This window comes from Rhodococcus sp. IEGM 1409 (genome assembly GCF_030056735.1).
Lineage (GTDB): Bacteria > Actinomycetota > Actinomycetes > Mycobacteriales > Mycobacteriaceae > Rhodococcus_F.
Genome location: NZ_JASHKN010000004.1, coordinates 301,089 through 323,978, shown reverse-complemented (window position 1 = coordinate 323,978; position 22,890 = coordinate 301,089). Strand labels below are relative to the sequence as shown.

The 22,890-nt window shown below is 62.7% G+C and carries 18 protein-coding genes; 13 read left to right on the top strand and 5 right to left on the bottom strand.

Features of this window, described 5'->3' with window-relative positions; genetic code table 11:
- Position 1 precedes the first annotated feature (1 nt).
- Together QM716_RS14220 and QM716_RS14215 are read left to right on the top strand one after the other, a co-directional pair.
- The gene (locus QM716_RS14220) at positions 2-1,177 is read left to right on the top strand and encodes a lipase family protein (RefSeq protein ID WP_283304842.1); all 1,176 of its coding nucleotides are present in this window, start codon (positions 2-4) and stop codon (positions 1,175-1,177) included.
- A 73-nt stretch (positions 1,178-1,250) separates the two neighbouring features.
- Positions 1,251-1,724 (top strand): DUF5709 domain-containing protein, encoded by a 474-nt coding sequence (locus QM716_RS14215; protein ID WP_003945009.1) that lies wholly within the window; start codon positions 1,251-1,253, stop codon positions 1,722-1,724.
- On the opposite strand, the gene QM716_RS14210 is transcribed toward QM716_RS14215, so the two are convergent.
- Positions 1,713-2,846 (bottom strand): GGDEF domain-containing protein, encoded by a 1,134-nt coding sequence (locus tag QM716_RS14210; RefSeq protein ID WP_283304707.1) that lies wholly within the window; start codon positions 2,844-2,846, stop codon positions 1,713-1,715. The two genes, QM716_RS14215 and QM716_RS14210, sit on opposite strands and share 12 nt — an antisense overlap.
- A 500-nt stretch (positions 2,847-3,346) precedes the next feature.
- Here QM716_RS14210 and QM716_RS14205 point away from each other — a divergent pair, with 500 nt between their 5' ends.
- On the top strand, positions 3,347-4,330 hold the full coding sequence (locus tag QM716_RS14205) for a hypothetical protein (protein WP_283304706.1): 984 nt from the start codon (positions 3,347-3,349) through the stop codon (positions 4,328-4,330).
- A 375-nt stretch (positions 4,331-4,705) separates the two neighbouring features.
- Here QM716_RS14205 and QM716_RS14200 read toward each other — a convergent pair whose 3' ends face one another.
- Positions 4,706-5,470, bottom strand: coding sequence for an ArsR/SmtB family transcription factor (locus QM716_RS14200; RefSeq protein ID WP_283304841.1), 765 nt, complete (start codon positions 5,468-5,470; stop codon positions 4,706-4,708).
- A gap of 443 nt (positions 5,471-5,913) precedes the next feature.
- On the opposite strand from QM716_RS14200, the gene QM716_RS14195 reads away from it, so the two are divergent.
- Positions 5,914-7,329, top strand: coding sequence for an NAD(P)/FAD-dependent oxidoreductase (locus QM716_RS14195; RefSeq protein ID WP_283304705.1), 1,416 nt, complete (start codon positions 5,914-5,916; stop codon positions 7,327-7,329).
- A 68-nt stretch (positions 7,330-7,397) separates the two neighbouring features.
- Here QM716_RS14195 and QM716_RS14190 read toward each other — a convergent pair whose 3' ends face one another.
- Both QM716_RS14190 and QM716_RS14185 read right to left on the bottom strand, forming a co-directional pair.
- Positions 7,398-7,826, bottom strand: a complete 429-nt coding sequence (locus QM716_RS14190; protein WP_003945020.1) for a PaaI family thioesterase — start codon at positions 7,824-7,826, stop codon at positions 7,398-7,400.
- Positions 7,827-8,062: 236 nt separating this feature from the next.
- Positions 8,063-8,845 carry a hypothetical protein gene (locus tag QM716_RS14185; RefSeq protein ID WP_283304704.1) on the bottom strand — a complete coding sequence of 261 codons (783 nt, stop codon included), beginning with the start codon at positions 8,843-8,845 and terminating at the stop codon, positions 8,063-8,065.
- Between the two features lie 203 nt (positions 8,846-9,048).
- Between QM716_RS14185 and QM716_RS14180 the strand changes: the two genes are divergently transcribed.
- Genes QM716_RS14180 through QM716_RS14170 form a run of 3 tightly spaced genes read left to right on the top strand, consistent with a single transcriptional unit; the run spans position 9,049 to position 12,445 of the window.
- Positions 9,049-10,509, top strand: coding sequence for a FecCD family ABC transporter permease (locus tag QM716_RS14180; protein WP_283304840.1), 1,461 nt, complete (start codon positions 9,049-9,051; stop codon positions 10,507-10,509).
- Complete coding sequence (locus QM716_RS14175; RefSeq protein WP_230815623.1) at positions 10,506-11,597, top strand: FecCD family ABC transporter permease; 1,092 nt, start codon at positions 10,506-10,508, stop codon at positions 11,595-11,597. Before QM716_RS14180 ends, QM716_RS14175 begins: the two co-directional genes overlap by 4 nt.
- Positions 11,594-12,445: an ABC transporter ATP-binding protein gene (locus QM716_RS14170; protein ID WP_283304703.1), complete on the top strand. Its 852-nt coding sequence runs from the start codon at positions 11,594-11,596 to the stop codon at positions 12,443-12,445. The genes QM716_RS14175 and QM716_RS14170 overlap by 4 nt, the downstream gene beginning before the upstream one ends.
- Positions 12,446-12,455: 10 nt before the next feature.
- On the opposite strand, the gene QM716_RS14165 is transcribed toward QM716_RS14170, so the two are convergent.
- On the bottom strand, positions 12,456-15,044 hold the full coding sequence (locus QM716_RS14165; protein WP_283304702.1) for a bifunctional lysylphosphatidylglycerol flippase/synthetase MprF: 2,589 nt from the start codon (positions 15,042-15,044) through the stop codon (positions 12,456-12,458).
- Positions 15,045-15,221: 177 nt separating this feature from the next.
- Here QM716_RS14165 and QM716_RS14160 point away from each other — a divergent pair, with 177 nt between their 5' ends.
- The 6 genes from QM716_RS14160 to QM716_RS14135 all read left to right on the top strand — a co-directional run bounded on the left by QM716_RS14160 (position 15,222) and on the right by QM716_RS14135 (position 22,888).
- Positions 15,222-15,635 carry a BlaI/MecI/CopY family transcriptional regulator gene (locus QM716_RS14160; RefSeq protein WP_283304701.1) on the top strand — a complete coding sequence of 138 codons (414 nt, stop codon included), beginning with the start codon at positions 15,222-15,224 and terminating at the stop codon, positions 15,633-15,635.
- Positions 15,636-15,660: 25 nt separating this feature from the next.
- Entirely contained in the window at positions 15,661-16,614 is a 954-nt protein-coding gene (locus tag QM716_RS14155; RefSeq protein ID WP_283304700.1) for a M56 family metallopeptidase, read from the top strand.
- Between the two features lie 258 nt (positions 16,615-16,872).
- Positions 16,873-18,762 carry a DEAD/DEAH box helicase gene (locus QM716_RS14150; RefSeq protein ID WP_502942041.1) on the top strand — a complete coding sequence of 630 codons (1,890 nt, stop codon included), beginning with the start codon at positions 16,873-16,875 and terminating at the stop codon, positions 18,760-18,762.
- A gap of 217 nt (positions 18,763-18,979) precedes the next feature.
- Entirely contained in the window at positions 18,980-20,437 is a 1,458-nt protein-coding gene (gene gnd, locus QM716_RS14145; protein WP_283304698.1) for an NADP-dependent phosphogluconate dehydrogenase, read from the top strand.
- A 62-nt stretch (positions 20,438-20,499) separates the two neighbouring features.
- Positions 20,500-22,002 carry a DEAD/DEAH box helicase gene (locus QM716_RS14140; protein ID WP_283304697.1) on the top strand — a complete coding sequence of 501 codons (1,503 nt, stop codon included), beginning with the start codon at positions 20,500-20,502 and terminating at the stop codon, positions 22,000-22,002.
- A 4-nt stretch (positions 22,003-22,006) separates the two neighbouring features.
- Entirely contained in the window at positions 22,007-22,888 is an 882-nt protein-coding gene (locus QM716_RS14135) for a DMT family transporter (RefSeq protein ID WP_283304696.1), read from the top strand.
- Positions 22,889-22,890 lie beyond the last annotated feature (2 nt).

The window sequence follows — 22,890 nt, the reverse complement described above, 5'->3', positions numbered from 1 at the left end:
GATGCTGACTGCCGCCGCGCTGACCGCCACACTGCTCTCCGGGTGGACTGCACAGGCAGATCCCGCGTATCCGGCACCGGACCCGGACCCGTTCTATTCGCAAGCAGCAGCCGAGGGGAGTGCCGGCACGCCGATCTCCGTACGGCGAGCCCCCGATCTGATGACTTTTCCGGGCGTCGCGATCTGGCAGGTCAGTTATCGGTCCACGAACTCCGAGAACAAGCCGATTGCCGCGGTCAGCACTATCCTGGTCCCTCCGAATCAAGCGCAAGACGGCCCCTTGCTCTCCTATCAGCACATCGTCAACGCACTCGGAACAGGTTGTGCGCCATCGCGCGCGCTCTACGCATCGGATCCCAACATCGTCATCCGTGAAGCACCCATCCTCAACGTCGCTCTGCAGCGTGGATGGACTATCGCGCTTCCCGACCATCTCGGACCCAACAGCGCATACGGCGCCGCACGACTCGGGGGACAGATCACGCTCGACGGCATACGCGCCGTCCAGAAAATCCCCGAATTGCGTAGCGGCACCAGCCCAGTCGGCATCGCCGGATACTCCGGTGGTGGTATGGCCACCGCGTGGGCAGCGGCGCTGGCGCCGACCTACGCACCCGAGGTCAACCTCGTCGGTGTTGCCGAAGGCGGCGTTCCGATGAATCTAGCCAAGATGGCCAACGGACTCGGGCAAGATCCACACCCGGCATTCGGACTCGCCTTTGCCGCAGCGATGGGCCTCGAGCGGGAGTATCCCGACCTCTTGCCGCTCAGTAACCAACTCAACGACCTCGGTCGGTCGATGCGGTCCGAACTCACCAACGCCTGCACCAACGACATTCTGAGAGTCGGCGCCGGGCGCAGCGCTTCCCAGGTGTCGACGTCGACTTCCCTGTTGTCCAGTCCTGAAGTGCGAAAGGTGATGGACGACAACAGTGTCGAACTCTATCCAGGAGTGCCGACCGCCCCCGTGTTCGAATGGCACACGCCCGACGACGTGCTGATTCCCATCGACTCGGTGGTCAACACCATTTCGAGGTACTGCGCCGCGGGAGCAACGATTCAATCCCAACTGTTCCCCAGCCCTGACCACCTCACCACCGCGGTCCTCGGTCTGCCCACTGCATTCGAGTATCTACAGGACAGATTCGACGGAGTGCCCGCGCCACGGTCGTGCTGAAGATCTCCGGCGTGATGTATCGAGCAGGCGCGGCACGTGGCCAACTCTGTGTGCCCGTGGCATCGTTGAGTGTATGAGCGACACGGATGACACCGGCGCGGCCGGCAATGGCGATTACAGTCTCGATCCCGACGACCAGCTTCAACCCGAAGACACTCTGATCGATCGAGGCGTCGACGACATTCTCGACGAGGGAATCTCCCCACCGGAACGCCCACTGGGACTTGATGCCCACGGGCTGACAGGCAGCGAGGAATCAGCGGGGGAGACCCTCGACGAGCGCCTGGCCGAGGAAGAACCCGATCCGTACGCGTCGCTGGGTGATCCGCTGAAGGATCCGGCCGATGCCGACGAATTCGAACGGGAAGAAGAATTCCCGAACGGTGACGAAGTGGGTAACCGCCGCGTCGGGCGTCTCGTTGCCGAAGACGAGGGCCGATACGAGGACGAGGAAAGCGAACTCATTGCAGGAGACGTCGGAATCGACGGCGGCGCAGCGTCGGCAGAGGAAGCTGCGATGCATCTGATCGACGACTCAGAGGACTGAACGACCGCCGAAGCGTTGTGGCTGGTGATCAGTGAGAACGATGGAATGGACGTGATTTCCGCCCATCCTCTTGCTTTCGTACATGGCCGAATCGGCGAGGCGGTGTAGATCGTGCAGGCCGCTTTCTGCTGCCTGCACGTCCGGCCAGCCGCCGTTGTGTACGGCTATGCCGATGCTCGTCGTCGAGAGTGGTTCGCCCGTAGGGGAGTTCATGACGGGGTGAATCCGCGCGAGCAAATCGCCGACATAGGGCAACGGCATTATCTGAACGACGACGAACTCGTCACCGCCGATACGAGCGATCGCTGCGTCCGATCTGGCCCAGTCGTAGAGTCGATACGCGGTCCGCAGGATGACGCGGTCACCCACGTCGTGACCGTAGGTGTCGTTGAAGTGTTTGAAATTGTCGATGTCGATCACTACAACCAGCAGAGACTGATCGAGGCTGGATTTTGCCTGTAGGAGTTCGGAAGTCCGCCGCGCCAGTCCACGCCGATTCAGCAGATCCGTCAGTGGATCGAGTTCGGAGCTTTGTGCGTCGTTGCTCAGGAGCGCCAGAGCAATCTGCGTGACGACCGGTATGACAGTGATGACAGGGATGGCAAAGGCAATGCGTCCCAGTGCGTCTGAGGCTGACGAAGGCGCATCCGTGAAGACCCCGATGCTGGCGACAACAATGACCGCCCCGGACCACAGCAAGTGCCACAGTTGCGCTCGAAGATTGTGAAAGAAGGCTACATACGAGCCGACGAGCCCGAAGACGAGACATCCGAGCAATCGCTGATCCGGATTCGCCTCGGTCAGCACGATCACCGCAACAGCGAAGTCCCCGGCAACGACTAAGAAATACGACTTTTCACGGGTGGTCGCAATGACCGGCAGGGCAATTCCGCCGATCATCACAAGCACTGCGATGACGGCGTCCAACGGAAATCCGATTGTCTGTACCGAGTCGGTGCCCAGTCGCTTCAGCAGAATCGTGACGCCAAGAAGGAAAACCAATACGCCGATTCCTATCCGAGTCGGCATCAGAATTCCGTTGTCGCGCAAGAATCGCGTGAATCGGTCGAACTGGTCTGGCACTGCGAGCCAGCGGTGCACGACCTTGGGTGTGTCGCTCATCGCGGCCACTGATCGTGAGAAGTGGCCGGTCGAATACAACACATGCGGCGATAGTAGTCCGTGGCGATGACAATGGAACTGCGCTCGCTCCCAGCCGGTCAACCCTAATACGTCACTGTGACGAATTAGGGTTGGGTGGCTGGAAGTGGGCGAGACTCGTTCATCAACATCAATCCACATCAGACGGCTTGTTGGTCGATCTTGCTTCGTGAGCGACTAGGTAACGCGGCCACGCCAGGCGGTGGCCGGCAGCGACTCGGCCGGCGACCGCCGAGTCGTAATCATCAAGTCACGCAAGGCGGTCCAGGGTCTCGGACAGAAACGCAGGACAGTCTGCAGATGCATTGATAGATAGACATGAGCAGGCGGCGACAAAGCAGGTTGCAAGAAGCGAGCGTAAGCCGAATATCGCCAGGTCGAGAATTTGCCGATAATCTACATTATGTCAAGTAATGGATATTCGAACGTCCCCCGTCAGCTCGTCCGCTAGCTTTACCCCCATGGATTCTGTGGCGCTTGTCCTCGGCTCACCGCGCGGTCGTCGGTTCTGCGCGAACGTCGGGTACGCGTGCCACGCCGACGCACGCACATCCGGTAGACACTGGCCTCAATCGACGGAACATGCGCTTGAAGTACTCGACACTGTCGATGTCCGAGCAATCACCGAAATGTCGGAACTCGAGATTCTGCACTGTCTCACGTATGCCGTGGATTGTGCACGCTACTGGGAGCCACCCGACGAGGAAGACCTGATCTTCGTGCGCCCCGAGGTCATTGCGGCATTACGCCCGATCGCCCGGACCCTTCTCGGCTCGCCGCACTCCGCCTGGTGGACCGAGCCGGTTGACCTCCTGAACCAGCATCTGGTTGAGAAGCGAAATCCCATCTACGGCTGGTCCGACTTACCCGTGCGGATTTACCGTACAAAGGACGGCCTCGAACAGTGGCGTGAAGAGGCGCTCGATACCGAACGTCGGTTTCTCGAATATCAGATCGCAGATCCCGACCGGCATATCGGAGGCGAATGGTGGTCCACCCCATCTGCCAACGGCACTACGCGAACGACCAGAAGTCGCGACGGCATCGGAGCGCTCGGAGTATTTCTCGAAGAAGACAGCTCGTCGAACGAGGCTCGGGTGCAGCCTGTAAGGATCACCGGCACGCCCCGCATCTATGAAATCGCCGGTCCATCGGACTGGGCGACTCTGGTCGACACCTATCCCCTGGCAGTGCCCGCTTCACGTCGTTCCGACTGGCATGACACCACCGGTCAATACCGTGACTGGTTCATCCCGGATTGGGTATTAGTGGCCGACGATTACGACGCCGTCCACCTGACGATGATGGCGTACCTGACCACGCCGGGCATCGCGATCCCCCTGTCGGCCAACTCGGGTGCCACTGTGCTCGCCGGATGGAATCCCGACACCACCTTCTGGCTTCGCAGCAACAACATCACCCTCGACGGCGACCCGACAGGCTGACGTTCGGCGACATCGAATTCAGCAGGTGCGACCGCACGGCCAGCCACCGTGCGGTGGCCTCGATCCCCTGTTCCAGGGTGAACGTCGGAACCCGCCCGAGTAGTCGCAACCCAGGACATACTTCCCGGTTGCCTTGCGGAACAGGACATCCCGCACTGTTGTGGATCGAACGTCGGCGAACGGAATGTGACGGAAACGATCGAGGCGCTCCGGAAAGATTCGGCGTGTCACCGGCTGCGAGGGCCGGTGCCGCACCCCCGAGGCTGGTCGACGTCACGACCGGCAAAGTTACCGCTGAGGCTGGGCCGACAGTTCGGACAGAAGTACGGCGATCTCCTCGTGTTCAGGGGGCTCGTTTGTCCTGGTCGACACCCGTCAACCGACCGGCATCTCCCACGGCGCCACTGGAAGAGTGTTCCCGGTCTCGAGGTAGGACTTCAGGTTCGACAACACCGCCGACCATCCGCCCGCGACCTCCATGCGAGCCGATTCGTCCGCCAAATCGGTGTGCTTGACGGTCAGTCGCACAATCGCGCCGAAGGCTTCGATATCAAAACTCACCCGCGAGATGTCGACGCCTGGTTCGCCGTTCGGATCGGCCCAGGTGGTGACCAACCTCGACGGTGGGTTGCTCTCGACTACGGTGCCGACTACGTCCGCGACGTTCGAACCGTCGATCCGGCGATGCTCCCACGTCGATCCTGGCTGCCAATCGGAGACGTTACTGTGTCCCCAATACTCCGCAGTGGCCTGTGCATCCGTGAGTGCTTTCCAGACGTTCTCGGCCGTGCTGGCGATGTAGGTGACATACACAAAACTGGGCTTGTCGGTCATGGCTTCCTCCGCGAGTTTCTTGACGGCACTGAGCGCATTCAGGCGCGGTACCTCGAACTTGTTGATCCATCGCTCTCGAATTTCTTCGAGCGCAACGGGATTGAGATAATGAAGCTTGGATCTCCCCTGCCTCACCGTGCTGATCAGATTTGCATCCTCCAGCGCGGTGAGGTGTTGCGTGACAGCTTGTCGACTCATGTCGAGGCTGTCGCACAGGTCGCCGAGCGACTGACCGTTGGCTACGAACAAGCGGTCCAGGAGAAGCCTCCGTGTTGGATCGGCAAGAGCTTTGAACACTGCATTCATCCGGTCGTCCACAACTTCACAATATGCAAGCGTTTACTTGCATGTCAATCGTTGGGCGTGCCGGGTTTCGGAAGTAGGGATCAATAGGGTGTGATGTCACTAGGCAAATGTGATCTGATTCCCGGATCGCAGCACACGAGAGGTTGGGCACATGGACTGGGCAGCAATTGGAGTAGGTGTCGGGTATGCGTCGGTGGCCCTGTCGATCCTGGTTTTCGTCGGCGGGTGCATCGCGCTGTTCATCTTGTCGGTCCGCCAGTAGCTGACACCTCGACAAAGTGGTGATCACCCCCGGTTCGGCGAAGCCGATCGCATCGGGAGTGATCACCTCCGGGGCCGCTTGATCGATTCGGACCCAGCTGCGTTCGGCGGACTGCTCACAGAGAAGCTCGGCCGCGGTGGGACTACCGTAGGACTGTCGCCTAGAACTCGAGGAGTACGGAATGAGCATCCAGTCGGTTGAACCGCACCGCCACCGCGTAGTGGTGATCGGTTCCGGCTTCGGAGGACTGTTCGGCACTCAGGCTCTCAAAAAAGCCGATGCCGACATCACGATGATCGCGCGTACAACCCACCATCTGTTTCAGCCTCTCCTCTATCAGGTTGCCACCGGCATCCTCTCGGTCGGGGACATCGCTCCCGCTACGAGGCTCGTGCTGCGCAAGCAGAAGAACGCCCAGGTACTGCTCGGTGAAGTCGAGACGATCGATCTCGAGAACCGGACCGTGACCTCGCGCCTGCTCGAACGCGTCACGGTAACGCCATTCGACAGTCTGATCGTGGCAGCAGGTGCCGGTCAGTCGTACTTCGGTAACGATCAGTTCGCAGAGTTCGCCCCGGGCATGAAAACAATCGACGACGCACTCGAACTGCGTGGACGTATCCTCGGCGCGTTCGAACAGGCCGAGCTGTCGGACGATCCTGCCGAGCGCGCACGCTTGCTGACCTTCGTCGTGGTCGGCGCCGGCCCCACCGGCGTGGAGTTGGCCGGACAGATCGCCGAGCTTTCCCGCCGAACGCTCGACGGTGCTTTCCGTAAGATCGATCCCCGTGAGGCACGTGTTGTGCTCCTGGACGGCGCGCCTGCAGTCCTGCCCGTGTACGGCGGCAAGCTCAGCCGTAAGGCAGCCGAGACGCTCGAGAAGCTCGGCGTAGAGATCCAGCTCGACGCGATGGTCACCGACGTCGACAACGACGGTCTGATCATCAAGGAGAAGGACGGCACGCTTCGCCGTATCGAGTCGCAGTGCAAGGTGTGGTCTGCCGGAGTTCAGGCGAGCCCGCTCGGCAAGCAGCTCGCAGAGCAGAGCGGCGGGGAAACCGACCGCGCCGGCCGCGTCATGGTCAATCCTGACCTGTCGCTTCCCGGACACCCCAATGTCTTTGTCATCGGCGACATGATGTCGCTCGACAAGCTTCCCGGTTTGGCTCAGGTCGCCATGCAGGGCGGCAAGTACGCGGCTAAGCAGATCAAGGCTGAACTGAATGGCCAGTCCCCCTCGGCGCGAGTTCCGTTCAAGTACTTCGACAAGGGCAGCATGGCAACGATCTCGCGCTTCAGCGCGGTAGCCAAGGTGGGCAAGCTCGAGATCAGTGGCTTCATCGGTTGGGTTGCCTGGCTGGCAATTCACCTTCTGTACCTAGTTGGGTTCCGTTCGCGCGCCTCGACGCTTTTGTCATGGGCGGTGACGTTCTTCGGGCGTGGCCGTGCTCAGATGGCGTCCACCGAGCAGCAGGTCTTCGCGCGAAACGCGATGGGCGAATTGGAGAAGAAGAACAAGGAAGCGACGGAGTCCAGCAGCGCTTCCAACGGCGAGTCGAAGAAGACGGCGAGCAAGCAACAGAAGGCTGCCGGCTGATCAGCACCTGAGTGAACGACGAAGGGCGGCAGTGGAGTTCAACTCCATTGCCGCCCTTCGTCGTGTTGTCAGTTTCCGATCTTCGCCACCTCGGTGATGTTCGCGAGGCGAACCTGTCCCTTGGAAACGAGTCGGTCGTTCTCGTCGGTGATGCGAACCTCCCAGAGCTGCTGAGTGCGTCCACGATGAATCGGGGTTGCTTCTGCGGTGAGTGTGCCTTCCCGCGTTGCACGCAGGAAGTCGGTGTTGTTGTTGACTCCGACCACGTGGCCTCGCTCACCCAGCCACACGGTGCCACCTACGCTGGCAAGAGACTCCACCACCGAGCAGTACACGCCTCCGTGCTGAATCCCTGCTGGCTGGTGCAGCGTGGGCTTGACCGTCCATTGCGCCCGCACACGATCTGGGCTCAGTTCGGTGTACTCCAGGCCGATGGTGGCGTCGAAGCCCGTTCCGAGTCGTTTCATCATCTCTGCGGTCTCAGCAGTGTCGACCATGCCATCTCCATCTGTGATTCTCTGGCGCCGGTATGGCTGCCACTCCCTACTTGATTACACGAGAGGTAACTCGAGCTTGGAATCAGGTCTGGAAAAAGAACCGGCGGGTTTCACATCAATCGATGTGAAACCCGCCGTGGGAAGGACCGGGAGTCTCTGCAGCCCTCAGGACTCCGGCGCGGTCCGGCAGTTTCGCCACTCTCGCGGTGTGTAACTCTCCGCGAGGTGTTCCACAATCATAGGCAAGGCTGACCTAATTTAGCAAGCCCTTCGTCGAACTGATTCCAGCGAGGACGCAGCGAGACCTTGCGGCGCGCGCGAACCGGCAGCCCTGCCGCGACAAAGGCGTCGAGCAATCCCTGCCCACGGCGCTGCGCTGCCGATTCACCTTCACCGGCCAAGATGGGAACGTAGGCAGCTGCACCCAGGATCGATTCCCCCACCAAACCCCAGAATCTGAACTGGTCGACGGGTGCACATCTGGACACGGCGTCGTAGATGGCTCGGAGCGACGTCAGGCAACGGTGCGCAGTCCAGATGAGGAGCGCCTCTTCGCACGGCATGTCGACGACGCCGTCACTTCCGGCCTCCTGCCCGTTCGGGGCCACGCGCAGCGTTTCGTCGACTACGCCGGCCCAGTCGATTCCGCCGTCGCTGTCCATGTGGATGAACAGGTTTTCGAGCCCCGGGTCCCATGCAGACCCCTCCGAGACAATGGATGCAGCAACTCTGCCGACCACGGCATGAATGAGCGACGTCGCAACCTGTACCGCGGCAGCTTCAGCACTGTCGAGATCCTGAAGTGAACGGGCGAACATCTGTTGCACCCGATCCCCACACAAGCCCTCCCTCAGCTGCCACCAGCGCCGTTTGCCTTCGCCTGCCATGGCGGCAACCGCATAGACGCGCGGATAGTCAGGGTTGAGTGCTCGTAGGCGAACGCTGGTGCGGCTCAATGCGTTCGACCGGAGTTCGAATTCACGAACATCCGCATGCTGGGTGGTCAAGGTGATTGTCACCGTGCACTCCAATCGGCCGAAGTTGTCTTGTGGTTCTTAATGTAGGTTAGCCTCACCATAATTCAAGAGTAAAGAACTGTGACGCTGGGCACCGCATATTCACAGGAAACTTGCCCCACAGGGAGCACACCCACATAGGGTTCCGTAACCTAAGATGCGAATTCCCTGCGCACAAAGACCAGGAGCTCGAACCGCCAGTGACGATGATCAAACCTCTCGGGAACGGACATCCCCGAGGACCCAGCGAGACTTACGGACGGCGCATAGTGCCGCGCGGCCCGGCTCCTGTCCGAATGCGTGTCCTAGCTGGGATTTTCGACGCGGGGGTGTTCCTGCTTCCGTTGCTCGTCGGCTGGTACATCGTTCAGTCGCTCCGAGACGAAAACGGTGGCGGCGAAGCCGACCGCGCCGTATTCGGTGGGACGGCAATAGCCATCGCAGTCGGTCTCGTTGTGTGGAACCTCGGATTCCGCGAAGGTGCCACGGGCCGGACCTCGGGAAAGGGATGGGTTGGACTGGTCACGCGTGACACGAAGACAAAGCAGCCCATCGGTGTTCGCCGGGCTCTGCGCAGGCCGTTCGATCAAACCGGAATCGAGGTGGTCCGTGAAACCACGGCGCGCGACGAAGGGTTCGAGGAACTCGCGCGCGACAACAGCGTCGGGGCAACTCGTCGGCGGCGGCTGATCGGTCTTGCGGTGCTCACGGTTCTTCTCGCGCTCGTCATGCTCGCGAGCATCGCGGTGGGCGCTCGGCCGTTGACGTTTGCCGAGATCTTCCACGCCATCTTCAGTTCGGACGGCACCCAGACGGACATCATCGTGCGAACGTTGCGTGCTCCGCGGACCATCCTGGGTCTTGTTGTCGGCATCGCACTCGGTATCGCCGGCGCCCTGATTCAGGGACACACGCGTAACCCGTTGGCGGATGCCGGTCTACTCGGTCTCAACGCCGGCGCTGCGTTTTTCGTAGTCATGGCGATCTACCTCTTCGGCTTCACCGCTCCGAGTCAGTACCTCTGGTTCGCGTTTGCAGGATCGTTCGTCGCCAGCATTGTCGTCTTCGGCTTGTCCTCCATCGGAAACGGCGGCGCAAGTCCTCTGAGTTTGGCTCTGGCGGGCGCCGCCGTCGCGTTCTTCCTGCAAGCCATGACCAATGCCGTGATCATCCTCGATCAGACCAGCCTGGACGCCTACCGCTTCTGGGTAGTCGGGTCGGTGTCCGGTCGCGGGTTCGACGTTCTCTGGCAGGTCCTCCCCTTCCTGATACTCGGTTTGGTCATCGCCCTGGCAAGTACGCCTGGTCTCAATGTCCTCAGCCTGGGTGAAGACGTCGCGAAAGCGTTGGGAACGAATATCGCGTTCAGTCGCACACTCGGCATCATCGCGATCACCCTGCTGACCGGCGCCGCGACCGCAGCGTGTGGACCTATCGCGTTCATCGGATTGGTAGTCCCCCACGTGGCCCGGGCCATCACCGGACCCGACTACCGCTGGCTGGTCCCGTACGCGGGCTTGCTCGGTGCGGTCATGCTGATCACCGCGGACATCATCGGTCGCGTGGTCGTGCGCCCCGGCGAGTTGCAGGTCGGAATCATCCTAGCCCTCTTCGGCGCCCCGTTCTTCATCGCTCTCGTACGCCGCAGGAAGTTGGCAAGTCTGTGACGCTCAAACAAGAACTCCGGGTACTCCCCCGGACCGTCCCCTCCCGTAAGTCGATTCGTATCGGTGGATTCTCGCTGGTCTACCGTCCACTCGCGGTGTCGGTGAGCATTGCACTCGCGGTCGCACTCTTCCTTCTGCTCTGCATCAACATCGGACGGGGCGACTATCCGATCTCGATCCCCGATGTCATTTCCGTCCTCCTGGGTAATGGAAGCAAGACACAGAACCTGATCGTCTTCGACCTCCGACTTCCTCGCTCGCTCACCGCGCTCTTCATCGGTATGGCGCTCGGCATCGCCGGTGCGGTCACCCAGACAATCGCTCGCAACGCCCTCGCCAGCCCCGACATCCTCGGAATCACGGCCGGATCGAGCGCTGCCGCAGTTGCTCTCATCGTGCTCGGTGGTGGCGGGTCGTTCGTGGGACTACTTGCCACACTGGGGATTCCGTTGGCTGCTCTCTGTGGCGGCCTGCTGACAGCAGTGGTGATCTACGCCTTGGCATGGCGCAAAGGTGTCGAGGGGTTCCGCCTCATCCTGATCGGCATCGGCATCAACGCCATGCTCGTGGCAGCGACGGGATGGCTCCTCATCTCGGCGGACATCAACGATGCTTCCCGCGCACAGGTGTGGCTCAACGGTTCGCTCAACGGTGCCACCTGGAATCAGATGTGGCCGGTAGCCATCGCTGTCGCGGTAGTCGGTGGTTACGCGGTGATCGCCTCGTTCACCATGGGAGCACTGCGGTTGGGCGACGACAACGCCACCTCACTCGGTGTTCGCTTGCAATCATCGCAGGCCAAACTGTTGCTCTCCGCAGTGGCGCTGGCCGCCATCGCAACCGCCGCAGCAGGTCCGGTCGGCTTTGTCGCCCTGGCTGCGCCACAGGTTGCCATGCGTCTGGTGCGCTCTGCCGGCCCGCCCATCGTGGCTTCCGCGCTGACCGGTGCTGTACTGGTGGTCGGCAGCGACGTCATTGCCAGGACAATTCTGCCCGTGGAACTGCCTGTCGGAATCGTGACTTCCGCATTGGGTGGCCCGTTCTTGCTCTACCTGTTGGTTCGTAACAATCGGAAGGTCACAGCATGACCACCATCGCCCAGTCCACCGACGCTCCTTCGCGTCTCGTCGCGCAGAATCTGACGCTCGGATACGGGGATCGCATCATCGTCGACGGACTCGATCTGGAGATCCCCACCGGCGTGATCACGACGGTCATCGGCCCCAACGGTTGCGGCAAGTCGACACTTCTACGTGCGCTGGGCCGTCTGCTCAAGCCCAAGGGTGGATCGGTCATCCTCGACGGCAAGGCGATCAGTTCGATGAAGACCAAGGAAGTCGCGCGGGTCCTCGGAATGCTCCCCCAGACTCCGGTAGCGCCCGAAGGGCTCACCGTCGCCGATCTGGTCTCACGTGGGCGCCACCCGCACCAGTCGTGGATTCGGCAGTGGTCCGCGGACGACGAGGGCGAGGTCGCGGAAGCACTCGAGCTGACCGGTGTCTCGGACCTCGCCGATCGGCCGGTCGATCAATTGTCCGGGGGCCAGCGTCAGCGGGCCTGGATCTCGATGGCTCTCGCCCAGGGAACCGACATCCTGCTCCTCGACGAGCCAACCACGTACCTCGACCTTGCGCACTCGATGGAAGTCCTCGACCTGGTGGATCAACTCCACGAGGAAATGGGGCGCACCGTGGTGATGATTCTGCACGACCTCAATCTCGCGGTCCGGTACAGCGATCATCTGATCGTGATGCGCGACGGCGCCGTCGTCGCTTCGGGTGTCCCCAAGGACATCATTTCCGCGGAACTTCTGCTCGAGGTGTTCGGTCTCGAAGCGGCGGTTATCGACGATCCGGTCTCGGATCGGCCCCTGATCGTCCCGATCGGCACCCGGCACGTCTTCGGCGCTGTCGGCGGGCCGGCCAAGCCCGCCTGAAGATCGCGAATCAGCGACCTAGAATCGTCCGAACGAGTTTGAATCCCTGTCCGATCGAAACGGTAGGCAGATATGCCCGCCCGACCGCGTTGCCGATGCTCGGTAGCGCGGCCGGATCGGCGAACGTCATGTGCATCGGCACGTACCGGGGTTGGAACTTCGATTTGAAGGCCAGTAGCGATCGGAAGCCGTACACCGGTTCCAGTGTGCGACCGAGTAGATCGAGGACGCTGTCCATCATCGCCGAAAAGGTCGTGGCCTCAGGTTCGGCTGCGTTCGAATCGGCTGCGTCCATAGTGGAGTCGGCGGCGATTGTTGCCAACGGCGCACCGGACAGACTGAGGAACTCGACACCCTCCTCCTCCAATTTCAGTGCGGCAGAAGCGATAAGAAACTCCATCGCGGGCCGGAACCCTTCGGAGCGTCGCCTCATGAAGTCGAGGGTCCAGCCGACGACCTTGCCGTCGCGGTGCACCGGCAGCCACGACGTGACACCGTGCACCGTGCGATCCTGGTCGACGGCGATCAGGCAGCGCACCGCCTCGTCGTCGACCTCGTCGAGTCCACCGAGAGTGAAGCCCATCTCGGGCATCCCCTTGTCCGCTACCCACTCTTCCGAGATCGCGACGATCTGATCCTTGATCGCGAGAGGCGCGTGCGGGAAGGAAATCCACTCGGCCGTGATCCCAGACTTCTTCGCCCGATTCAGTGCCGTGCGCACGTCCTGGAACCGCTTGCCCGTGAACGCGATTCCGCCCAGATCGAGCACTGTTTCCTCAGCGACCTGTAGGCCGCTCCAGCCCATGGAATCGGTAATGGTGCGCGCGTCGTCGGTCACCGAATAGAAGCACGGAATCCAACCGTTCGACGACGCGAACTCGGCGAACCCCTCGATCGCTGCGCGCATCCGATCAGGAGGACCGACTGGGTCACCGGTGGTGAGTGCGACTCCGGCGATGACGCGGTAGGCGACGTAGCTCGAATCGTCTGCACTGAACCAGTAGGTGTTGCCCTTCCACGTCGTCATCCACGACAACGGACTGCCGGTGCCGGCGAGCAACATCGATCGCGCACGTTCGGCGGCTTTCGGATCAGCGGTCTTGACGGGCTTGAGGAAGCTCACGAAGACCAGCACGGCAGCAACGCCCCAGAACACGACGCCGGTCCACTCGAACAGCAACGTCGACTCGATGTCCACGGGAAGCAGGCGCGGGTCGATCAACTGCAGGTACACCGGCGGCACGAGGCGCTGCGGGAAGTCTGCGAGCAGCATCGTGACAGTGGGCTCGCGGTCGAACCCGTGCCTGGCGAGCATTCCGCCGCCCACGTAGATCACGGCGAGGACCCCGAGCAACGTCACGATCGCGACGCCCAAGCGTCTGTATGTCTTGGCCGGGGCCGCCACGTCGAAGTATCGGCGTGTGGAGATCAACAGGATCAGCACGAACAGCGGCGTGAGGAACGGCACGAGCGTCCGGTACACGTTCGGATCGCTGATTCCGTAGAACAGACTGTCGCTGTCCACGGCGTCGACGAACCTGATGACGAAGTTCCCGATCGAGAGGACGAGCAGGACCACCTGGGCGCACACCGTCGCAATCCAGGCGAATCTCCGGCCACGACGCAGCCCGTCGCTCAGCACCAGGACAAAAATCGACGGCATCAGCGAGAGCAGGGTCGGCCCGATACCGGAGAGTCTGAGCTCGAGGAGTCCTCGTCGACAGTCCGGGTCCGACGCGGACTCGGCGCACAGTTCTCGAACCTCGGCCACCGTCCACGGAACTCCGCGGAAGAGGTCACGGAGGACGGCAAGTGGACCTACCGCTTGCGGGGACAGCGCGGCAATCATCGGGCCGATCGCACTGGACGCCACGACGATGGCCACGAGGACGCGACCTTCCCGCTGGGTCCCGGCAATTCGCTCACCGCGAGCCGACCGTCCCACGACCCACTGGCCGATCACCAGACCTACGACGGCGGCGAAGAACCTGATGACATCTTGAAGCTGGCCGCTGAACAGGGCCAAGGTGATGGTCAAAGCCAGGGTTCCGACGCGGATGCGTCGACGCCACAGTGTGCCCATGTTCGAGCTGGCGGCCATGGCGGCGCCGACGATCCATGCACTCGCGCCGACAGCGGAGCCGACGTGTAGGCGGAACCCCCAATTGGAGTCGAACACCTTCGCGAACGATGCCCAGCCGAGTCCGAGGAGCACACCGAGGATTTGGGTGCTCGCTCCGGCGATTGCGAGCTTGACCGTCCCCATGCGCCGCTCGAGGGGCGCAGCGACCGCGATCAGGAGCACGCTCGCACCGATGTACCCGAGCAGGTTTCCCGCCCACAGGGCGGAGGTGAGCGGAGTCCAGATGCGTCCGTGCTGGATCGAGCCCATTCCCGCGCCGATCGCGTGCTCGAGATCGCGGGACGGTCCGTGCACGAGACTGCCGGTGACAGCGCCCAGGATCCACATCGTGAGAAGTAGAACGACTGTCAACGGTGCGTCGCGAATGCCGAAACGAACGATGTCGGCAGCCTTCTGCGCGACTGCCCGTGCCCGTGATGTGGATTCTTCGGTGCCCGGCGAACTGTCGATCGTCATCTACGTGCGGCTACTTTCTGCGGATCGACTGTGGGCTTGCTCAGTATCGGGCATTTCTCTCTGCTCTCACCACCGTAACCGTCATGCAGATCACTATGGCCAATACCACACCCCCACCGAGGCGGTTACTACTACCAGTAGTACGTATTTGGTCGTGGAAGTCCGTAGAATCGAAGAATGGCAGGTCTAGGTGAACTCGAACGCGCGGTGATGGATCATTTGTGGTCCACATCAGAACCGCAAACTGTGCGACAGGTGCATGAAGCACTCGCGACGCATCGCGAATTGGCGTACACGACGGTAATGACCGTTCTGCAGCGCCTGGCGAAGAAGCATCTGGTGATTCAGCAGCGTGACGATCGCGCGCACCGCTATCTTCCCGTCAACAAGCGCGAAGAACTGGTTGCGAGCCTGATGGTCGACGCTCTCGCCCAGGCTCCGGAGTCCGGCGGTCGCGCTGCGGCACTCGTTCACTTCGTGGGCCAGGTCAATGCAGACGAAGCAGATGCTCTCCGCGAAGCGCTCGCTGCGCTCGAGGTGCGCGAGTCCGCGAAAAAGGCTGCGCAGCCCGGATTTTCTAGGCCGAACTGAATTCGTCGTGCATGATGTGTAGGACATGAACGCCACTACTGCACTGGTTTTCGGACTGCTTGCCTTGTTGCTTGCCGGTCCGGTACCCGCACTCCTGAGCCGCTCCACGTGGCCTTACCGCGCTCCACGCGCGGCCCTGGTTCTGTGGCAAGCGGTCGCAATCGCTGCGGTGTTGTCGGCATTCAGTTCGGGCCTGGCCATTGCCAGCCAGCTGCTCGTCCTCGGCGCTGACGGAAGGCCGACGACGGCTCCGACGGCCGAGATCGATGCTCTCGGGTTGCCGCTGTGGATTCTGTACGTGGTTGTTTTTGCCCTGACACTTCTGATCGGCGCAAAGCTGATCTTCTCGGTCATCCAGGTCGCCGTGAGGACCAGGCGTCGCCGTGCACGTCACCGTGTGTTGGTTGACTTACTCGACGATTGCGCCATGCCCGCCTCGGTCGAACGCACACCCGACCTGCGAGTGCTCGACGTCGACGAACCGATCGCTTACTGCCTTCCGGGTCTGCGCCAACGCGTGGTTCTCAGTCAAGGCACTTTGCAGAACCTCGATCATGCCGAGGTCAAGGCCATCCTGACGCACGAGCGTTCGCACTTGCGGGCTCGTCACGATCTAGTCCTCGAGGCATTCACCGCCGTCAACCACGCGTTCCCCCGTTTCGTCCGTAGCAAGTCGGCTCTCGGATCGGTACAGCTGCTGGTGGAGTTACTCGCCGACGATTCGGCAGTCCGCGCTACCGGACCGACTCCCCTGGCGCGAGCCCTGGTCGCGTGTGCCGGATCGACCGCACCGCGCGGAGCGATGGCAGCGGGCGGTCCGTCAACGCTCATTCGAGTGCAGCGCCTCTCGGCTGACGATGCCGATCCTCGGATTGCGATTTTTGCGTATCTCGGGGCGGTCGCCATTCTGGTGGTGCCCACCGTGGCTGTGGCAGTGCCCTGGCTCACCGAACTTCGCCTGCTTTTCAACGCCTACTGAGTCTTGACCAGCAAAACCCCTGCAGTAGTGCAGGTCACAGGCGGGGTTACCTGACTTAAGTGCCGCCAGTCGCGTAGAGTGGACCTCGGCCACCATCGTGGTCCGTAAACATTAAACGGCACACAGCCCAATTCCCCGCAGTATGCGTTCGGATTGCCAGGTGACATGTGCCCTGGCTCGTCCCTTTGCGAACTGTCGTGTATTTCAGCATGGCTTCTTCCGCTCCGCGACGTGCCCGAAGTCCGGAGAGGTTTCCGCGTGACAAACGCTGTCCAAATGTCGTCTTCTGAGAACATCGACGCCGATGTAGTTATCGAAGACACCACCATCACCACCCCCGCCGTCGAAGAAGCAGCCACCGAGCCGGGTATCACTTTCGCCGAGATCGGCCTGCCCGAGCAGCTTGTTGCCGCTTTGGCTCGCAACTCCATCTCCAGCCCGTCACCGATTCAGGCACTTGCCATCCCGGACGCGCTGGCCGGCGTCAACGTTCTGGGCCGCGCCCAGACCGGCTCGGGCAAGACCCTCGCTTTCGGCCTGCCGATGCTGACTCGCCTGTCGCGTCACGAGGATCGCCCCGCTGCCAAGCGCCCTCGCGCGCTGGTTCTGGTCCCCACCCGCGAGCTCGCATTCCAGGTGGTCGAGTCCCTCAACTCTTATGCCGGTGCACTCGGACTCACCGTCCGTCCCGCCGTCGGTGGAACACCGTTCTCCAAGCAGGTCGACCAGCTTCGACGCGGCGTCGACGTCCTCGTCGCCACCCCGGGTCGCCTGGGCGATCACCTGCGTCAGGGCACCTGCATCCTCGACTCGGTGGAGATCACCGCACTCGACGAAGCCGATCAGATGGCGGACATGGGCTTCCTGCCCGAGGTTCGTTCGATCCTCGGCGAGACCCCCGCTGACGGACAGCGTCTGCTGTTCTCGGCCACCCTCGACCGCGAGGTCCAGTCACTCGTTCGCCAGTTCCTGGCAAACCACGTCACGCACTCCACCGAGGACGGCCGCGCAAGCGTCGACACGATGGAGCACTACGTCCTGCTCGTCGATCGTGGACAGAAGGACTCCGTCCTCTCCGAGATCGGCGCCCGTGACGGACGCACGATCATGTTCGCTCGCACCAAGCTCGGTTGCGAAGGCATCACCGATCGCCTGCGCGCAGTCGGCATCGCTGCCGAGTCGCTTCACGGCGGCAAGGCACAGAACCAGCGCACCCGCGTCCTCGAGCGTTTCAAGAACGGCCGCACCCCGGTCCTCGTCGCAACGGACGTCGCAGCGCGCGGAATCCACGTCGATGGCATCGACCTCGTCGTTCACGTCGATCCCCCGGCTGATCACAAGGACTACCTGCACCGCGCGGGTCGTACCGCTCGCGCCGGCGAGAAGGGCACCGTCGTTGCCATCGTGCTCCCGAATCAGAAGCGTGGGTTCAAGCGTCTGACCGGAATGGCCGGCGTCAATGCCGCTGCCGTTCCCGTCACCCCGGGCTCTGCTGAGCTGGCTCGTATCACCGGCGCCAAGAAGCCGACCGGAGAACCGTTGCGCGAGAGCTCTTCTCGTGGCGAGCGTTCCTTCGGTGATCGTGGCGGAAGCCGCGGCGGATACCAGGGCAACCGCTCTTCCGGCGGATACCAGGGCAACCGTTCCTCGGGTGGGTACCAGGGCAACCGCGACGGCGAGAGCCGCGGTGGCTACCAAGGTGATCGCTCCAGCGGTGGCTACCAAGGCAACCGCGACAGCCGCCCCTCGACCGGATACCAGGGCAACCGCTCTTCCGGTGGATACCAGGGCAACCGCGACGGCGAGAGCCGCGGCGGATACCAGGGCAACCGCTCATCCGGTGGCTACCAGGGTGATCGCTCCAGCGGTGGTTACCAGGGCAACCGTGACAGCCGTCCGTCCTACGGAGACCGAGACAGCCGCCCCTCGACCGGATACCAGGGCAACCGCTCATCCGGTGGATACCAGGGCAACCGCGACGGCGAAAGCCGCGGCGGATACCAGGGCAACCGCTCATCCGGTGGATACCAGGGCAACCGCGACGGCGGCGACAACCGCGCAGCCTCGACCAGCGGTGGCGGCTTCCGTAGCCGCACCGACCGTCGTAGCTATGACGGATTCGACGGCCCGAAGCGCGATCAGCGGTAATACCTGCGCTGAGCTGCGGCTCGACAACTGAACACTGAGAACCTTCCGGCTGCGCCGGATGCTCTATCAAGACGGATGCAGGTCACTGCAATTAAAGTGATCTGCATCCGTGTTTTGTATGCACGGTCTGATGTTCACGCGCGTCGCGGCCGCACAGTTTTCGGCTGCGCACAGCGCAGGATTTCACAGCCGCGGACCGAAAGGGAAAGCTGTAAGCATGTCAACCACTAGCACCGAATCACCCCGAGCTCAGATCGGCGTCACCGGCCTGGCCGTCATGGGTTCGAATATTGCCCGCAATTTCGCCCGCCACGGTCACACCGTTGCCCTGCACAACCGCAGCATCGCCAAGACCGATGCTCTGATCGCCGAGCATGGTTCCGAGGGCGATTTCGTGCGCACCGAGACCGTCGAAGAGTTTGTTGCCGCACTGCAGAAGCCGCGACGCGTCCTGATCATGGTCAAGGCCGGCGCGCCGACGGATGCTGTCATCGAAGAACTCGCGAACGCCATGGAGCCCGGCGACATCATCATCGACGGCGGCAACTCGCTGTACACGGACACGATCCGTCGTGAAGCAGCGATCCGCGCCCGCGGTCTGCACTTCGTCGGCGCTGGTATCTCCGGTGGCGAAGAAGGCGCACTCAACGGTCCGTCGATCATGCCGGGTGGCCCGAAGGAGTCGTACGAGGCTCTCGGCCCGCTTCTCGAGTCGATCTCCGCTCACGTCGACGGCACACCGTGCTGCACGCACATCGGCCCCGACGGCAGTGGACACTTCGTCAAGATGGTGCACAACGGCATCGAGTACGCCGATATGCAGCTCATCGGCGAGGCCTACAACCTCTTCCGTGACGCGCTGGGGTACGACGCCGGTCAGGTCGCCGACGTCTACACCGAGTGGAACAAGGGCACGCTCGAGTCCTACCTGATCGAGATCACCGCCGAGGTGCTCCGTCAGATCGACGCCGAGACCGGCAAGCCGTTGGTCGACGTCATCGTCGACGCGGCCGAGCAGAAGGGCACGGGCCGCTGGACGGTCAAGTCCGCTCTGGATCTGGGCGTGCCGGTCACCGGTATCGCGGAGGCCGTGTTCGCTCGCGCACTGTCCGGTAGCCGCAATCAGCGCGCCGCAGCTCAGGCGCAGGGCTTGGCTTCGGGTTCGCTCGGCGACAAGCCGGCTGACGCCGAGCAGTTCGCCGCTGACATCCAGGCCGCGCTGTACGCGTCGAAGATCGTGGCGTACGCGCAGGGCTTCGACCAGATCGCTGCCGGTAGCGCCGAGTACGACTGGAACCTCAAGCCTGCCGACCTGGCAACGATCTGGCGCGGCGGCTGCATCATCCGTGCGCAGTTCCTCAACCGCATCAAGGACGCGTTCGACGCGGATTCGAGCCTGCCGAGCCTGATTCTGGCGCCGTACTTCCGCGAGGCCATCGAGGCGGGCATCGACAGCTGGCGCCGCGTGGTCGCCACCGCGACGATGCTCGGCATTCCGGTACCGGCGTTTGCGTCTTCGCTGTCGTACTACGACGGTCTGCGCGCGGAGCGTCTGCCGGCCGCCCTGACGCAGGGTCAGCGCGACTTCTTCGGCGCTCACACCTACGAGCGAATCGACAAGCCCGGCAAGTTCCACACGCTGTGGAGCGGTGACCGCAGCGAAATCGAGGCCTGATTCACAGCGGGTATCGGTAGATGCGGTTATCTGCGTCTACCGATACCCGGTAGCCTGGACAAATGCAGGAATCGACGATCGACTCGCCCACCTCGACCGAAGGGCGTTCGTTCGTCGACCTCGGAATCCCCGCCGTGATGGTGCATGCGTTGCGCCGGAGCGGCATCGATGCCCCCTTCCCCATTCAGTCGGCCACCATCCCCGATGTCCTTGCCGGCCGGGATGTGCTCGGGCGCGGCGCGACGGGTTCCGGAAAGACTTTGGCATTCGGGCTTCCGATGTTGGTGCGCCTCAAGGGCGGGGCGAGCAAGCGGAATCGTCCTCGCGGCTTGGTGCTCGCTCCCACCCGCGAACTGGCGATCCAGATTCACAAAGCACTCGACGACGCCGCTACCGAGATCGGTTTGCGTGTGGCCAACGCGGTCGGTGGTGTTCCGATCAAGCGCCAGGCCGACATCTTGACCAGGGGCGTCGATCTGCTCATCGCCACTCCCGGCCGTCTACTCGACCTGCTCGAGCAGCAGGCGGTGGTGCTCGACGACGTCGTGATCACGACCATCGACGAAGCCGACCACATGGCAGACATGGGCTTCATCGACGAGGTCGCGAAGATTCTCGACACGACACCGAAAGATGGTCAGCGTCTTCTCTTTTCGGCGACCCTCGACGGCAAGGTCGACGATCTGGTCGCGGGTTACCTGCGCAATCCGGCGTCGCACTCGACTGCTCCCCCGGTTGCCACAGTCTCGACGATGGAGCATCATCTGCTCTTCGTAGACCGCGACGACAAGAGATCCGTTGTCGCACATATCGCTTCGCGCGCGGGGCGGACCATCATGTTCGTCAAGACCAAGCACGGCGTGGATCGCCTTGCGCAGCAGCTACATTTGATCGGTGTCTCTGCCGGCGCTCTGCACGGCGGTAAGACGCAGAACAACCGGACCAAGACCCTCGCGTCGTTCTCCGACGGGACAACTCCCGTCCTGGTCGCCACTGACGTCGCGGCCCGCGGAATCCATGTCGACGACGTAACCCTCGTTGTTCACGTCGATCCCCCGGCCGAGGCGAAGGACTACCTGCACCGCGCCGGTCGGACCGCTCGCGCCGGTGAATCGGGCGTCGTCGTCACCATCGTCACCGACGAAGAACGTGACGCGGTCGAGAAGTTGACCAAGCAAGCAGGCATCAAGGTTCACGGTGTGCGGGTCCGCCCCGACGATCTGGAACTCACGCGTATCACCGGAGCAATGGAGCCGACAGGCATTCCGGTCGAGGCTCCTGATACGACCGTCGCCGTCAAGCACACCGCCAAGCGTGGCCGCCAGGAGCACGACACCGCAGGCCGGACCGCTGCCGGAGGCCGGATGAAGAAGGACGGCGACAAGCGAGCCGTCTCCTCGCGGCGCGTCACCGACCCCAAGAGTGTGAAGAAGATCCGTGCTGACGGCACCCCGGTCCCGACCCGTTCGGAACGTTTGGCGTCCAAGGGCCTGACCCCGCGGCGGGGTGCACCTGGCGCAGGAAAGCCGTCTGCCGGAAATCGGTCGGGCAAGCGCGCACACTGAGGACATGGGTGATCTTCCACTGATCTCGGTTCTCTGCGCACTCGTCGCCGCACTGCTCTTCGCGTGCGCTTCCGTCGCTCAGCAGCGGGCCGCGTCGGCGGTTCCCGAGGGCGAGGCGCTGGTGGCGTCGCTGATTCGGAGCCCTCGGTGGTGGGCCGGATTGATCGGCGACGGCGGCGGTTACGTCATGCAGGCCGTTGCACTGTCGTTGGGTTCGGTGTTGGTGGTGCAGCCGCTGATCGTGACCTCGCTGCTGTTCGCGCTGCCGCTCTCGGCCAAGTTCTCGGGTATCCGCATCACCCGCTCGGCGTGGTCGCTGGCGATCATGCTCGCGATTTCGTTGGCGATCTTCCTCGTGGTCGGTGATCCTACCGAGGGTGACAGCAATGCTCCGTGGTCCGATTGGGCTGTGCCCCTGACAATCACGGTCGCGGTCGCCGTGGTCGCGACCATCGGCGGCTTGTCCAAAATCGACGGCGGTTGGCGCGCACTGCTTCTCGGCTCCGCGGCCGGTATCTTCTACGGCATTGCGGTCGCATTCACCAAGTACGTCACCGACCTACTCGGACACGGCGTCGTCGGGGTGATTTCGGCATGGCAGACGTGGGCGCTGATCGCCTCGGGTGCGATCGGCGTCTACCTGCAACAACGCGCATTCCAGGTCGGGCCGCTGTCGGCGTCGCTGCCCGCTCTCACTATCGGCGAGCCGATTGCGGCTATCTTCCTGGGGATGACGGTTCTGGACGAACGCCTACGCGTCGACGGCCCCGGAATTGCCCTCATCGGGTGCGCTGTCGCCGTCATGATCATGACCACGATTGCTCTGTCCCGCTCACAGGCACGCGATACCGAGGGCGCCGCGGCGGAATCGACGGTAAGCTCGTGAAA

Coding starts and splice junctions, on each gene's coding strand:
- QM716_RS14220 (WP_283304842.1), top strand. CDS start 2: ATGCTGACTGCCGCCGCGCTGACCGCCACACTGCTCTCCGGGTGGACT.
- QM716_RS14215 (WP_003945009.1), top strand. CDS start 1,251: ATGAGCGACACGGATGACACCGGCGCGGCCGGCAATGGCGATTACAGT.
- QM716_RS14210 (WP_283304707.1), bottom strand. CDS start 2,846: ATGAGCGACACACCCAAGGTCGTGCACCGCTGGCTCGCAGTGCCAGAC.
- QM716_RS14205 (WP_283304706.1), top strand. CDS start 3,347: ATGGATTCTGTGGCGCTTGTCCTCGGCTCACCGCGCGGTCGTCGGTTC.
- QM716_RS14200 (WP_283304841.1), bottom strand. CDS start 5,470: ATGAATGCAGTGTTCAAAGCTCTTGCCGATCCAACACGGAGGCTTCTC.
- QM716_RS14195 (WP_283304705.1), top strand. CDS start 5,914: ATGAGCATCCAGTCGGTTGAACCGCACCGCCACCGCGTAGTGGTGATC.
- QM716_RS14190 (WP_003945020.1), bottom strand. CDS start 7,826: ATGGTCGACACTGCTGAGACCGCAGAGATGATGAAACGACTCGGAACG.
- QM716_RS14180 (WP_283304840.1), top strand. CDS start 9,049: ATGATCAAACCTCTCGGGAACGGACATCCCCGAGGACCCAGCGAGACT.
- QM716_RS14170 (WP_283304703.1), top strand. CDS start 11,594: ATGACCACCATCGCCCAGTCCACCGACGCTCCTTCGCGTCTCGTCGCG.
- QM716_RS14165 (WP_283304702.1), bottom strand. CDS start 15,044: ATGACGATCGACAGTTCGCCGGGCACCGAAGAATCCACATCACGGGCA.
- QM716_RS14160 (WP_283304701.1), top strand. CDS start 15,222: ATGGCAGGTCTAGGTGAACTCGAACGCGCGGTGATGGATCATTTGTGG.
- QM716_RS14155 (WP_283304700.1), top strand. CDS start 15,661: ATGAACGCCACTACTGCACTGGTTTTCGGACTGCTTGCCTTGTTGCTT.
- gnd (WP_283304698.1), top strand. CDS start 18,980: ATGTCAACCACTAGCACCGAATCACCCCGAGCTCAGATCGGCGTCACC.
- QM716_RS14140 (WP_283304697.1), top strand. CDS start 20,500: ATGCAGGAATCGACGATCGACTCGCCCACCTCGACCGAAGGGCGTTCG.
- QM716_RS14135 (WP_283304696.1), top strand. CDS start 22,007: ATGGGTGATCTTCCACTGATCTCGGTTCTCTGCGCACTCGTCGCCGCA.